This window comes from Pseudomonas sp. TWI923 (assembly GCF_039673365.1).
GTDB classification, from domain to species: Bacteria; Pseudomonadota; Gammaproteobacteria; order Pseudomonadales; family Pseudomonadaceae; genus Aquipseudomonas; species Aquipseudomonas sichuanensis.
On sequence record NZ_JBDJLM010000032.1, the window covers coordinates 44075 to 57603 of the forward strand.

Below are 13529 nucleotides of genomic sequence, written 5' to 3' on the forward strand. Positions count from 1 at the left end.
CCGCTTTTATTCGATACGTTACCCGCTAGTCTTGTGCACAGCTTTCACGGGGAAATACGCCAACATGCAACTGCGCAACTCATCTTCTCGCTATGGCCTGGTCAGCATCATCCTGCACTGGGGTGTGGCGCTGGCGGTCTTCGGGTTGTTCGGCCTGGGGCTGTGGATGGTCGGTCTGGATTACTACGACCCGTGGCGCAAGTCCGGGCCGGACCTGCACAAGAGCATTGGCCTGGTGCTGCTGGCAGTGATGCTGCTGCGTGTGATCTGGCGTTTCGTCAGCCCACCGCCGCCGGCACCGGCCAACCACGGCAAGGTGACACGCCTCGCCGCCAAACTTGGGCACCTGGCGCTGTACCTGGGGCTGTTCGCGGTGATGATCGCCGGTTACCTGATCTCCACTGCCGACGGCGTCGGCATCCCGGTGTTCGAACTGTTCGAGGTGCCGGCATTGATCAGCGACCTGCCTGACCAGGCCGATACTGCAGGGGTCATCCATTTGTGGCTGGCCTGGGGCCTGGTGATCTTTGCCGTGCTCCACGCACTGGCGGCACTCAAGCACCATTTCATCGACCGTGACGCGACCCTGACTCGTATGCTGGGCCGCAAAGCTTGACTCTCAACCTCAATTGCAAAGGAAGGAAGTAAGGATGTTGAAAAAGACTTTTGCCGCTCTGGCGCTCGGTACCGCTCTGTTCTCCGCCGGCCAGGCCATGGCCGCTGAATACAAGATCGACAAGGAAGGCCAGCACGCGTTCGTCGACTGGAAAATCAGCCACCTGGGCTACAGCTTCATCCACGGCACCTTCAAGGACTTCGACGGTAACTTCACCTGGGACAGCGCCAAGCCCGAGGCCAGCAAGATCAACGTCGATCTGAAAACCGCCAGCCTGTGGTCCAACCACGCCGAGCGTGACAAGCACATCGCCAGCAAAGACTTCCTGGATGTGAAGAAGTACCCAGAAGCCAAGTTCGTTTCCACCAGCGTCAAGTCCACCGGTGAAAAGACCGCCGACGTGACCGGCGACCTGACCATGCACGGCGTGACCAAGCCGGTGACCTTCAAGGCCACCTTCAACGGTGAGGGCAAGGACCCGTGGGGCGGCGAGCGTGCGGGCTTCAACGCCACCACCACCCTCAACCTGAATGACTTCGGCATCAAGGGCCCGGGACCGACTTCCCAGACCCTCGACCTGGACATCAGTGTCGAAGGCGTGAAGCAGAAGTAATTTGCCTCGGTAACGAAAACGCCGCCCATTGGGCGGCGTTTTCATTTTTGGCCTCATCGCGGGGCAAGCCCGCTCCCACAACAGCCAGCCTGGCTTTGTAGGAGCGGGCTTGCCCCGCGATCGCTTGTTAACCCTTGCGGGTCAGCAGCGCCGGGCGCTCGCCGCGTGGGCGGCTTGGCAGGTCGTCCAGCTGCTCGGGCGTTGGGTAACGATCAAGCTTGGATTCCTTGCGGATGATCACCGGTGCCGGCTGCGAATCGCGCGGATTGCGCACGGCCGGTTCTTGGCGGGCCGAATCGTCACGGCGGTTACGGCCACCGTTGTTGTCGCGACGGGCGCCGCCATTGCTGCCGCCACCGTTACGGGCGCGTTTTTCGCCCGAGCCCTGGTTCTGCCCCTGGCCCTGGCGCTGCTGGCCATTGCCGCGACTTTGCCCCTGAGCCTGACCGCCGGCACCGCTACGCTGACCTTGGCCCTGACCGCCAGTACCACCCGGGCGACGGTTGCGGCCCTGGTTCTTGGCGTTCTGGTAGGGGCTGACGTAGTCGGCACGGTTACCGAAGTTGTCGATGTCGTCGTCCAGGAACTCTTCGGGATCACGGTTGGCCGGCATCGGTTGCGCAGCTTTCTGGCCTTGGCCGCCTTGCTGCTGGCGAGGTTTGCCATCGCGAGGTTTACGCTGGCGGCCCTGCTGCGGCTTGTCGTCGGCCTTGTCCTTGTCTGCCGACTTCTCGGCTGCCGGCTTGCTCTTGCCTTGATCCTTGCCTTTGTCCTTGCGCCCGCCGCTGCCTTCTTTCTTGGCATCGCCACGAGCCTGCTGGTTGCGGCCACCGCGCCCGGCGTTTGGCTGGCGCTCGCGCACCTCTGGTTTCTCTGCCTCGACTTGCGAAGCATCGAAGCCCATCCAGTCGCCATCCGGGATCTTCTGCTTGGTGACGCGCTCGATGCTCTTGAGCAGCTTCTCTTCATCCGGGGCGACCATCGAAATGGCTTCGCCGGAACGGCCGGCACGACCCGTACGGCCAATGCGGTGAACGTAGTCTTCCTCGACGTTGGGCAGCTCGAAGTTGACTACGTGGGGCAACTGGTCGATGTCCAGGCCGCGGGCGGCGATATCGGTGGCCACCAGCACGCGCACGGTGTTGGCCTTGAAGTCGGCCAGCGCCTTGGTGCGCGCGTTCTGGCTCTTGTTGCCGTGGATCGCGGCGGCGGTCAGGCCGTGCTTTTCAAGGTACTCGGCCAGGCGGTTGGCGCCGTGCTTGGTGCGGGTGAACACCAGCACCTGCTCCCAGGCACCGAGGGTGATCAGGTGTGCCAGCAGCGCGCGCTTGTGGCTGGCGGGCAGGCGGTAGACGCGCTGCTCGATACGCTCGACGGTGGTGTTCGGCGGCGTGACTTCGATGCGCTCGGGGTTGTGCAGCAGCTTGTCGGCCAGGTCGGTGATGTCTTTGGAGAAGGTGGCCGAGAACAGCAGGTTCTGGCGCTTGGCCGGCAGGCGCGCCAGCACTTTCTTCACATCGTGGATGAAGCCCATGTCGAGCATGCGGTCTGCTTCGTCCAGCACCAGGATCTCGACGTGGGACAGGTCGACGCTGCCCTGGCCGGCCAGGTCGAGCAGGCGGCCAGGGCAGGCCACCAGCACGTCGACGCCCTTGGCCATCGCCTGGACCTGCGGATTCATGCCGACGCCGCCGAAGATGCAGGCGCTGATGAAGTTCAGGTCACGGGCATAGACCTTGAAGCTGTCATGCACTTGCGCGGCCAGCTCACGGGTCGGGGTCAGCACCAGCACGCGCGGCTGGCGTGGGCCGTGGCGCTGCGATTTGTCGGGGTGGCCACCCGGGAACAGGCGCTCGAGAATAGGGAGCGCGAAGCCGCCGGTTTTACCTGTACCTGTCTGGGCGGCAACCATCAGGTCGCGGCCTTGCAACACGGCGGGAATGGCCCGCTGTTGCACTGGAGTGGGCTGGGTATAGCCCGCAGCTTCGATAGCGCGGACAAGTGCCTCGGAGAGACCGAGGGAAGCAAAGGACATGGGCAATCCTGTTCTCGTGGGGGCTAGGCCCTATGGGGTGTTCTGCCTGGCGCGACGGGCATCTGAGGGATGCGATCGCGTCCGGTCCAGCTGGGCCTTTACTGTGCATCCTGGAGGTGGCGGGTGGGCACTGTGTGTGCTGCGCCGCTGCTCGAGATGCCTGCAGTGAGGCCGAGCGTCCGGGCGTGAGCCGGGCGGGAAGGCCCGAGTATAACAGAGCAATCAGCGTGTGCTGCGTTCCTGCTGCTCAACGGCGAAAGGAATAGCGTCTTCGCCGATATAGCGCGCATTGATGGCGGCGTAGCCGGGCTCCTGCTTGAAGCGTCGCAGCTCATCGGAAAACGCCTGGGCCAGTTGTTCGCGGCCCGGCTTGCGGGCCAGGCCCAGGTATTGGGTCTGGCGGGCGATCACCAGTGGCAGCGCTTCGACCTGCTGGTCAAGCCCGAGCCTGCGGCTCAGGTAGCGCCCGACCTTGCGGTCGGTGATCAGCAGGTCGATGCGCCCCAGCGCCAGCTTGCCGAAGTTGGCTTCGTGGCTGGGCGCCGATTCGCGGCGAAACAGCGTGGACTCGTTGAAAGCATCGCTATAGGCGTAACCCGGTGAGGTGCCCACGGTCAGGCCTGCGAGGTCTTCGAGTGCCTGCACGGCATGGCGGCGGGTACGGGCCTGGTACAGGACGAACTCGACGTCGGACATCGGTTCGTCCGGGTAAACCATGTAGGCCTGGCGCGAGTCGACCCGGAAGATGTCCATCACGCCGTCGGCCAGGCCTTGCTGGATCATCGCCAGGCAGCGCTTCCAGGGCATGAACTCCCATTGCACATCGACCCCCAGGCGCTTGAACACTTCGTTGGTCACTTCATAGTCGATGCCCCTGGGCTGGCCGTTCTCCTGATAGAGGTAGGGCGCCCAGTCGTCGCTGACGATGCGCAGGCGTTCGCTGTGGGCCAGTGGGCTCAGGCAGGCAAGCAGCAACAGGCTCAAGGGGCGTAACAGGCTGAGCAGGGCGCGGGGCAGGGTCAAGGCTGGCTAGTCCGCGATGGCGTGCCCGGCATGCCGATCAGCCTTGGTGCTGATTCAGCAGGTGGGATTCGACTTCGCTGCGTCGGCTGCCCAGTGACAGGCGCAGGCCTGGATGGCGCAGGCAGCGCAGCAGTTGCTCCGGGTCGGGCCGGCCATGACGCTGGCTGAGGTTTTCCAGGGCCTTGTCCCACCAGGCCGAGGCGCAGGCGCGGTCGAATTCGTTGGCATACGGATAGCAGCCGTACAGCAGTTCGCGGGCGAACTGCCGATGCTGGCCGGGGAGTATGTAGGTCAACGCCTTGTAGCCCAAGCGGTGTAGGGAGGGTGGCCGTGGCAGTTGGTCGTTGACCAGTGGCACGTCGGCCAGAGCCGCTTCGCTCAGCATGGCTTCACCGTGCTTGCGCAGCCAGGCCTGGATCTTGGCGCGGAACTGGGCCTTGCGGCTCCAGTAGTGATGGATGACGTCGGTACACTCGCTGACCTTGAGCGTGCGATAGGCCGCCACCGCCAGGCAGAATTCCTCGAGGGTGTAGGCTTTCGGGGCGAGCGGGTGGAACTCGTCCATCATGGCGATGGACTGGTCGAGCAGCGCCGCGTCGCAGGCGTTCAGGCCGATCACGCCGGAGTTGAGCAGTGGCATCTGCTCATCGGCCAGGCCGCGCTCCGCGAGGATGCCTGCCAGGGCCTGGTGCAGCACGCAGTGCGGGTTGTCGCCAAAACGCCCGCCGATGGCGTTGCACAACAGCGTGCCGGGCACGACGCGGCGGAACAGCTGCATGGGCGAGGCGCGGAAGAAGGTATCGGTGTCGATGAGTACCGCCAGCGGGTGCTGTTCGAGGATCTGGCGGATCAGTACGTGCTTGCTGCGAAAGTGATAGCCGTGGGGCTGGTTCCAGGCCTTGCGGGTGGCTTCGTCCAGCAGGTGGGCGGTTACCGGCAGTTGGCGATAGGGTTCGAGGTTGTCGGTGTAGACCTGGATGTCGATGGCTTCGCCGGGCGTGCTGCGCAGGTGCGCGAGGGCGCTGACGATGCTGAAACAGGCTTCCTGGTGATAGGTGGCCGGGCCGAATGCCAGGTAGACGAGCTGAGGATTGGCGGAGACTGGGTGCTGCATACGGGCCGTTAACCTATCGCGAGGCAAAAGTGAAGAAGGCTTTAGCCTAAGCCAAAGCCTTCTTCATGGCGACGATTTTCAGCGCGGCAGCTTCAGGTTGTTCCATATCGCCAGGCTCGGTTCGGCCTGGTTCAGGGTGTAGAAGTGCAGGCCCGGTGCGCCGCCTTGCAGCAGTTGTTCGCACATGCGGGTGATCACTTCTTCACCGAAGGCCTGGATGCTGGCGGTGTCGTCGGCATAGGCTTCCAGCTGCTTGCGGATCCAGCGCGGGATCTCGGCGCCGCAGGCTTCGGAGAAGCGCGCCAGCTTGCTGTAGTTGGTGATCGGCATGATGCCGGGCACCACCGGGATGTCCACGCCCAGCTTCTGTACGCGCTCGACAAAGTAGAAGTAGCTGTCGGCGTTGAAGAAGTACTGGGTGATGGCGCTGTCGGCACCGGCCTTGACCTTGTGCACGAAATTGGCCAGATCGTTCTCGAAGTTGCGCGCCTGTGGGTGCATCTCCGGGTACGCGGCCACTTCCAGGTGGAAATGATCGCCGGTTTCCTGGCGGATGAACTCGACCAGGTCGCTGGCGTAACGCAGCTCGCCGCTGGCCATGCCCATGCCCGAAGGCAAGTCGCCACGCAGGGCAACGATGCGCTTGATGCCTGCGGCCTGGTATTCGGCCAGCAACGAACGCAGGTCGTCCTTGCTGTCACCCACGCACGACAGGTGCGGGGCGGCGGGCACCTTCACTTCGCTTTCCAGCTGCAGCACGGTGTTGAGCGTGCGGTCGCGGGTGGAGCCCCCGGCACCGTAGGTGCAGGAGAAGAAGTCCGGGTTGTAGCTGGCCAACTGGCGGGCGACGCCCATCAGCTTTTCGTGGCCAGCATCGGTCTTGGTGGGGAAGAACTCGAAACTGTAGCGGCGTTCTTGTGACATCACTCGTTCCTCAAGCAGCAAGCTTCAAGCGGCAGGCTGCAAGTAAAAGCCAGACCGGTGATGGCCGATCTGGCTTGGGCGTCGTTCAAGATCTTTGATGCGAAAGCTGCAAGCGGCAACGGCACGGTCTGCCTTTGCTTGTCGCTTGCAGCTTCAAGCTTGCCGCTTAGTAGCGGTAGGCGTGCGGCTTGAACGGACCTTCGACGGTCACACCGATGTAGTCGGCTTGCTGCTTGGTCAGTTTAGTGACCACGCCGCCGAAGCCGCGGACCATTTCCAGGGCCACTTCTTCGTCGAGTTTCTTCGGTAGTACTTCGACGGTCAGGCGCTCGGCTTTCTTCTCGGCCGACAGGTCGGCGTACTTCTGCTCGAACAGGAAGATCTGGGCCAGTACCTGGTTGGCGAACGAACCGTCCATGATGCGGCTTGGGTGACCGGTGGCGTTACCCAGGTTCACCAGGCGGCCTTCGGCCAGCAGGATCAGGTAGTCGTCGTTCTGCGGGTCGAAGTCGCCAGCGCCGGTGCGGTGGATCTTGTGCACCTGCGGCTTGACCTCTTCCCACGCCCAGTTCTTGCGCATGAAGGCGGTGTCGATTTCGTTGTCGAAGTGGCCGATGTTGCACACCACGGCGCGCTTCTTCAGGGCCTTGAGCATGTTGGCATCGCAGACGTTGACGTTACCGGTGGTGGTGACGATCAGGTCGATCTTGCCCAGCAGGGCCTTGTCGATGCTGGCTTCGGTACCGTTGTTGATACCGTCGATGAACGGCGAGACCAGCTCGAAACCGTCCATGCAGGCCTGCATGGCGCAGATCGGGTCGACTTCGGAGACCTTGACGATCATGCCTTCCTGACGCAGGGACTGGGCCGAGCCCTTGCCCACGTCACCGTAACCGATCACCAGGGCTTGCTTGCCCGACAGCAGGTGGTCGGTACCACGCTTGATGGCGTCGTTCAGGCTGTGACGGCAGCCGTACTTGTTGTCGTTCTTGCTCTTGGTGACCGAGTCGTTGACGTTGATCGCCGGGACTTTCAGCTCGCCCTTGGCCAGCATGTCCAGCAGGCGGTGAACGCCGGTGGTGGTTTCTTCGGTCACGCCGTGGACGCGGTCCAGAACGGCTGGGTATTTCTTGTGCAGCAGTTCGGTCAGGTCGCCGCCGTCGTCGAGGATCATGTTGGCGTCCCATGGCTGGCCATCTTTCAGGATGGTCTGCTCCAGGCACCACTCGTACTCTTCCTCGGTTTCACCTTTCCAGGCGAATACCGGGATACCGGCGGCAGCGATCGAAGCGGCGGCCTGGTCTTGAGTCGAGAAGATGTTGCAGGACGACCAGCGCACTTCGGCACCCAGGGCAACCAGGGTTTCGATCAGCACGGCGGTCTGGATGGTCATGTGGATGCAGCCCAGGATTTTCGCACCCTTGAGCGGTTGCTCGGCCAGGTACTTGCGACGCAGGCCCATCAGAGCAGGCATTTCCGACTCGGCGATGATGGTTTCGCGACGGCCCCAGGCAGCCAGGGAGATGTCGGCGACTTTGAAATCGGCAAAGCCGGCAGGCGTGTTTACAGCGCTCATGAAGAGCCTCCATTCGTAGTGTGCGAATGGGCGCCGTTGTGCGTTGAGCGTCCGCTTGGCGGACAACGCCCCAACCGAGCCTGACAGGACGAACCTGCTGCAGCGCCCCTCGGTCGGGTGGCGGGATGGCCACCGCTGCGGGGGGCCATTTTGATCGGCAGCGATTATAGCCGTGCGTGTGTGACACACCCAAGACTTTCTGTCGATTAATCGCGACGATAGTCGATGGTAAATGGAGCGTGACTCGCCGGTCTGCCATCATTACCGCACGTCTAACTGGCAGGTCAGGAGTCACGATGAACTTTCACACCCGCAAATGGGTAAAACCCGAAGACCTCAATCCCAACGGCACGCTGTTCGGCGGCAGCCTGCTGCGCTGGATCGACGAGGAAGCGGCGATCTACGCCATCGTCCAGCTGGGTAACCAGCGCGTGGTGACCAAGTACATTTCCGAAATCAACTTTGTCAGCGCCTCGCGCCAGGGCGACATCATCGAACTGGGCATCACCGCCACCGAGTTTGGCCGCACCTCCATCACCCTCAAGTGCGAAGTGCGCAACAAGATCAGCCGCAAGGCGATCCTGACCGTGGACAAGATGGTCTTCGTCAACCTGGGTGAAGATGGCCAGCCGGCACCGCACGGGCGCACCGAGATCAAGTACATCCAGGACCAGTTCCCGGACAGCGCCGTAGAGTAAGGTCTGCGTTGGCCTCTTCGCGGGTAAACCCGCTCCCACAGGCTCTCACGACACCTGTGGGAGCGGGTTTACCCGCTAAGAGGCCAACACGATGTATCAGGCTTGCTGGCTCACGCCCTTCACCACCTTGCCGACCGTCAGGCCTTGGATCAGGATCGACGACAGCACCACGATGTAGGTGATCGACAGCAGCAGGTCGCGCTCTTCACCCATTGGCAACGACAGCGCCAACGCCACCGAAACGCCCCCGCGCAAACCACCCCAGGTCAGCACTCGAATGGTGCCCTGCGGCACCGTGCGCCAGCGGCGCAGCAGCAGGATCGCCGGCGCCACGGTCAGCAGGCGCGAGGCCAGCACCGCCACCGCCAGCACGCCGCCCGCCGCCAGGTGCAGCCAGTTGAACGGCAGCAGCAACAGCTCCAGGCCGATCAGGGCGAACAGCAGGGCGTTGAGCATGTCGTCGATCAATTCCCAGAACCCGTCCATGTAACGGCGGGTCATGTCGTTCATCGCCAGGTTGCGCCCCAGGTTGCCGATGATCAGGCCGGCCACCACCATGGCGATCGGCGCCGAGACGTGCAGTTCGTAGCACATCGCCGAGCCGCCGATCACCAGCGCCAGGGTCAGCATCACCTCGACCTGGTACTGCTCGACGCTCTTGATCATGCGGTAGGTGGCATAGCCGATCAGGCCGCCGAAGACCACGCCGCCAATCGCTTCACGGGCGAACAGCAGGGCCGTGTCGGCAACGCTCGGCGTCTCGCCCAGCTGGATGATGCCCAACAGTACGGTGAACACCACCACCGCGGTGCCGTCGTTGAACAGCGATTCGCCGACGATGGTGGTCTTCAGCGGTTTCGACGCGTTGGCGGTACGCAATGCGCCGAGTACGGCGATCGGGTCGGTCGGCGAGATCAGCGCGCCGAACAGCAGGCAGTAGATCAGTGGCACGTTCCAGCCGAACAGGCCGAACACCCAGTGCGCCAGGTAGCCGATCACCACGGTGGCGATCAGCACGCCGACGGTGGCCAGCAGGCCGATCGGCCAGCGGTAGCTGCGCAGGTCGGCAAGGTTGACGTGCAGGGCGCCGGCAAACAGCAGGAACGCCAGCATCCAGTGCATCAGCAGGTCGTTGAAGTCGATCTGGTTCATCAGCCCCTCGACGCGTTCTTCAAGGCCGGGGAAGCCGATCAGGCTCAGGCCCTGGAGCATCAGGGAGAACAGCAGCGCCGTGACCATCACGCCGATGGCGGGTGGCAGGCCGATGAAGCGGTAGTTCACATAGGTGAGGAGGGTGGTGAGGCAGATAAACGCGGCAACTAATTCAAGCATCCTGAATCCTGTGACAGTGGCTTCCAAGTCGTTACCCGAATGGCTCGGGCAGTTCTTGGATGATCTGGCACGGCGCTCGGGACACACCTTATGACCAGATTCGTAGAAATGGTTCCTGTTATGGCCCTGCGGTGTTAGCTGTGGGGCAGCTGTCTTGGGTGACTTGCACAGGCCTCATCGCCGGCAAGCCGGCTCCGATTAAACGGGCTTGCACGTCCACTGTAGGAGCGGCCTTGTGTCGCGAAAGGGCTGCAGAGCAGCCCCGGCGATTCCTGCGTTCACGCTGAAATCCTGGGGCCGCGCTGCGGCCCTTTCGCGACACAAGGCCGCTCCTACAGCTAACGTGCAGTAGATGTGTGGAGCCGGTTTGCCGGCGATGAGGCCTGTGCAGGCGCGTCGCTATATAGTGATCGACACAAAACCAAGACAAGGATGCAAAGGCGTGCTGGCAACCTCCCTCGTTCTGATCGCAGCCCTGCTGCACGCCACCTGGAACACCCTCATCAAATTCAGCGGCGAGCGCCTGCTGGTGATCGCCAGCATGGACCTGGTGGCACTGGTGTTCGCGCTGCTGGCCGTGGCCTTCGTCGATTTTCCGCCGGGCGAGATCTGGCCTTGGTTGCTGGCTTCGGCGCTGGCCGAGCAGCTGTATCGCGTGCTGCTGATCAAGGCCTACCGGGTCGGTGACCTGGGCCTGGTCTACCCTCTGATGCGCGGGCTGTCGCCGCTGGTGGTGCTGGGGCTGACCCTGGCGTTCGCCGGTGAGTCGCTCAGCCAGCAGCAGATCATCGGCATCCTGCTGATCCCCTGTGGCATGGCCTGCCTGCTGTGGCAGGGCGGCGGCGGCGACCGGTTGCCCTGGTCGATGCTGCCGGTGGTGGCGCTGATCGGCCTGTGCATTGGCTGCTACACCTGGTTCGACGGCCAGGCTGTGCGCCTGTGGGGCAAGCCGTTGGATTACCTGGTGTGGCTGACCCTGCTCAGCGCCTGGCCTTTTCCGTTGCTGGCCGGCGTTGCCCGGCGTGCACCCTTCATGCTGTTCTGGCGCACCCAGTGGCGCCTGGGCCTAGCGGTGGGGGTGTGCGTGCTGTTGAGCTATGCCCTGGTGCTGTGGGCCATGCGCCTGGGGTCGGTGGCCGAGGCGGCGGCGTTGCGCGAGCTCAGCGTGATCCTCGTGGTGCTGCTGGGCATGCGCTACCTCAAAGAACCTTTTGGCGGGCCGAGACTCCTAGCTTGCGGGCTGGTGCTGGCGGGCATGCTGGTGATGAAGCTCTGACCGATCATTTTTGAACAAGGAGTCCTGTCCATGACCGTAGCCCTGTGGTGCATCCTGATTGCCCTGGTTCTACCGCCGCTGTGCGCGCTGATCGCGAAAGTGAGCAGCGGGCGCTTCGGCTTGCGTGACAACCATGATCCGCGCGCCTTCCTCGACACGCTGTCCGGCCTGCCGCGACGGGCCCATGCCGCTCAGCAGAACGGCTATGAGGCATTCCCGGCGTTCGCCGCGGCGGTGCTGGTGGCGGATATCGTCGGCAACGCCGAGCAGGTGACCCAGGATGTGCTGGGCGTGATGTACATCACGAGCCGGTTGCTCTACATCATCTGCTACCTGGCCGATTGGGCGGCGCTGCGCTCGATCGTGTGGTTCGCCGGGTTGGCCTTGATCGTGGCGTTTTTTGTCGTGTCGGTCTGAGACCGAGTGACTTTCTTCGCGGGTGAACCCGCTCCCACAACTATCGACAATCCCTGTGGGAGCGGCGGTTCGCCGCTGCGATTCACCCGCGAACAATCCAGTGCCGATCAGGGCACCTTCGGCACCTCGGGCAGCGCTACACCCTTGGGCCACAACATCCAGATCTGCCCCTGCTGCTTCATGTTGCCCGCCAACTCGCCGGCTTCGGGCCCGGTGCCCCAGAACAGGTCCGCGCGCACTTCGCCGGTGATGGCGCCGCCGGTGTCCTGTGCGCCTACCGGGCGTACCACCGGGCTGCCGTCAGGGCGGGTGGTGGACAGCCACAACAGGCTGCCCAGCGGGATCACCTTGCGGTCGATGGCCACGCTGTAGCCTGCGGTCAGGGGCACGTTGAGCGAGCCGCGCGGGCCTTCGTTGCTGTCCGGGCGGGTACTGAAGAACACGTAGCTGGGGTTGCTCGCCAGCAGCTCCGGCACCCGTTGCGGGTTGGCCTGGGCCCAGCTGTGGATGCTGCCCATGGTCACCTCTTCTTTTTTCAGCTGACCCTGCTCCACCAGCCAGCGGCCGATCGGCCGGTACGGGTGGCCGTTCTGGTCGGCGTAGCCCAAGCGCAACTGGCGCCCGTCGTCCAGCTGCACCCGGCCGGAGCCCTGGATTTGCAGGAACTGCAGGTCCATCGGGTCGGTCAGCCAGGCCAGAACCGGCGCCTTGGCGCCGTCGCGGTTGATGACCTGGGCGGTGTCGTAGGGCTTGAGCACGCGGCCTTCGAGGCGCCCGCGCAGGCGCTTGCCCTTGAGCTCGGGGTACACGCTGGCCAGGTCCACCACGATCATGTCCTCAGGCACGCCATACACCGGCACCTGGGCCGCATCGGTGCGTTGCAGGCTGCCCGGGTAGACCGGCTCGTAGTAGCCGGTAATCAGGCCGTTGGCGTTGTTTTCGGCCGAGCGCAGGCCATACACCTGCAGGTTCTGTTCGAGGAAGGTGCGCACCTGCACGGCGCTGGCCGTCGCCGTGCCGGCCGCTTCACAGGTAGGGGCCCACACCGGATCACGCTTGAGTTTCTCGCAGCCGTTGCGCCAGGCGTTGAAGCCGGCCAGCAGGTCGTCGTCGCTGACCGCGGGCAGGTCTTTCCAGGTGGCCGGGGCGTAGGTGGCGATGGCGTGGGGTTCGGGCTTGGCGTTTTCGCCGCCGTTGCAGCCGGCCAGCAGGGCCAGGGCCGGAAGCGCCCAGGCAAGGTGGCGCAATGCAGATTTCATGAGCGTGGTCCTGTGCGGGGTGAACATGAATATTCGCCCTTGTTTTCTGTGTGGCTATTGGTCTTTGGCCGATGGGCGGCGATACTGGCGCCCCGTTGTTCCCGGCCGAAGAGACCATGATGTTCAAGCGATTGTCCGTAGTACTGCTGGCTGCCCTGGCCCTGACTGCCTGTGACCAGGTCGACCCCAACTCGCCACTGGGCCAGCGCAAGGCGATCTTCAAGGCGATGCTCAAGACCAGCGAGGACCTCGGCGGCATGCTGCGCGGCCGGCTGCCGTTCGACGGGGCGAAGTTCGCCGATGGCGCGGTGAAGCTCGATGGCCTTGCCCACCAGCCCTGGCAGCACTTTCCACAGGTGCGCGACGGGGGCGAAAGCAGTGCTCGGGCGGATGTCTGGGAGCGTCAAGCCCGTTTTCACGACCTGGCCCGGCAACTGGAAGGGGTCACAGGCGAGCTGGTGGACGTGACTCGCCGCCAGCCGTTGGAGGCCGCGCAGCTCAAAGGGCCGATGGACAAGGTCGAGGCGGCGTGCAAGGCCTGTCATACCGAGTTTCGTAATCATTGAGATGAGCATGGGGCATTGTGGGAGCGGGGGGGGGGGGCGCGAGGCGGAACGGGACGGGGCGCGCCCCCCCCCCACCACCA

The 13529-nt window shown here is 63.9% G+C and carries 13 protein-coding genes and 1 riboswitch; of the genes, 6 read left to right on the top strand and 7 right to left on the bottom strand.

Translation table 11 applies throughout. The annotated features are described in order from the left end of the window. The first annotated feature begins 64 nt into the window (after positions 1-64). Entirely contained in the window at positions 65-616 is a 552-nt protein-coding gene (locus tag ABE459_RS14370; RefSeq protein ID WP_323830738.1) for a cytochrome b, read from the top strand. A 34-nt stretch (positions 617-650) separates the two neighbouring features. Next, complete coding sequence (locus tag ABE459_RS14375; protein ID WP_323830737.1) at positions 651-1229, top strand: YceI family protein; 579 nt, start codon at positions 651-653, stop codon at positions 1227-1229. Between the two features lie 127 nt (positions 1230-1356). Here the strand turns inward: ABE459_RS14375 and ABE459_RS14380 are convergent, their stop codons facing one another. The 5 genes from ABE459_RS14380 to ahcY form a co-directional block, all read right to left on the bottom strand. Then, positions 1357-3264: a DEAD/DEAH box helicase gene (locus tag ABE459_RS14380; protein WP_323833928.1), complete on the bottom strand. Its 1908-nt coding sequence runs from the start codon at positions 3262-3264 to the stop codon at positions 1357-1359. A gap of 222 nt (positions 3265-3486) precedes the next feature. Then, positions 3487-4269, bottom strand: coding sequence for a transporter substrate-binding domain-containing protein (locus ABE459_RS14385; protein WP_125466262.1), 783 nt, complete (start codon positions 4267-4269; stop codon positions 3487-3489). 55 nt (positions 4270-4324) lie between these two features. Further along, positions 4325-5401 carry a hypothetical protein gene (locus ABE459_RS14390; RefSeq protein ID WP_323833926.1) on the bottom strand — a complete coding sequence of 359 codons (1077 nt, stop codon included), beginning with the start codon at positions 5399-5401 and terminating at the stop codon, positions 4325-4327. Positions 5402-5479: 78 nt separating this feature from the next. Beyond that, entirely contained in the window at positions 5480-6325 is an 846-nt protein-coding gene (gene metF, locus ABE459_RS14395; RefSeq protein WP_346648048.1) for a methylenetetrahydrofolate reductase [NAD(P)H], read from the bottom strand. Between the two features lie 166 nt (positions 6326-6491). Next, positions 6492-7901 carry an adenosylhomocysteinase gene (gene ahcY, locus ABE459_RS14400; protein WP_323833924.1) on the bottom strand — a complete coding sequence of 470 codons (1410 nt, stop codon included), beginning with the start codon at positions 7899-7901 and terminating at the stop codon, positions 6492-6494. A 21-nt stretch (positions 7902-7922) separates the two neighbouring features. Continuing rightward, positions 7923-8018: riboswitch (S-adenosyl-L-homocysteine riboswitch) on the bottom strand. 179 nt (positions 8019-8197) lie between these two features. On the opposite strand from ahcY, the gene ABE459_RS14405 reads away from it, so the two are divergent. Continuing rightward, entirely contained in the window at positions 8198-8599 is a 402-nt protein-coding gene (locus ABE459_RS14405) for a hotdog domain-containing protein (RefSeq protein WP_125465821.1), read from the top strand. 96 nt (positions 8600-8695) lie between these two features. On the opposite strand, the gene ABE459_RS14410 is transcribed toward ABE459_RS14405, so the two are convergent. Continuing rightward, positions 8696-9931 (bottom strand): sodium:proton antiporter, encoded by a 1236-nt coding sequence (locus tag ABE459_RS14410; RefSeq protein ID WP_323833922.1) that lies wholly within the window; start codon positions 9929-9931, stop codon positions 8696-8698. 442 nt (positions 9932-10373) lie between these two features. Here ABE459_RS14410 and ABE459_RS14415 point away from each other — a divergent pair, with 442 nt between their 5' ends. Both ABE459_RS14415 and ABE459_RS14420 read left to right on the top strand, forming a co-directional pair. Beyond that, positions 10374-11207, top strand: a complete 834-nt coding sequence (locus ABE459_RS14415) for a DMT family transporter (protein ID WP_323833920.1) — start codon at positions 10374-10376, stop codon at positions 11205-11207. A 30-nt stretch (positions 11208-11237) separates the two neighbouring features. Next, positions 11238-11624, top strand: coding sequence for an MAPEG family protein (locus ABE459_RS14420; RefSeq protein ID WP_125860750.1), 387 nt, complete (start codon positions 11238-11240; stop codon positions 11622-11624). 107 nt (positions 11625-11731) lie between these two features. Here the strand turns inward: ABE459_RS14420 and ABE459_RS14425 are convergent, their stop codons facing one another. Beyond that, complete coding sequence (locus ABE459_RS14425) at positions 11732-12883, bottom strand: MltA domain-containing protein (RefSeq protein WP_323833918.1); 1152 nt, start codon at positions 12881-12883, stop codon at positions 11732-11734. A 119-nt stretch (positions 12884-13002) separates the two neighbouring features. Here ABE459_RS14425 and ABE459_RS14430 point away from each other — a divergent pair, with 119 nt between their 5' ends. After that, positions 13003-13449, top strand: coding sequence for a cytochrome c (locus ABE459_RS14430; RefSeq protein ID WP_125466261.1), 447 nt, complete (start codon positions 13003-13005; stop codon positions 13447-13449). Positions 13450-13529 lie beyond the last annotated feature (80 nt).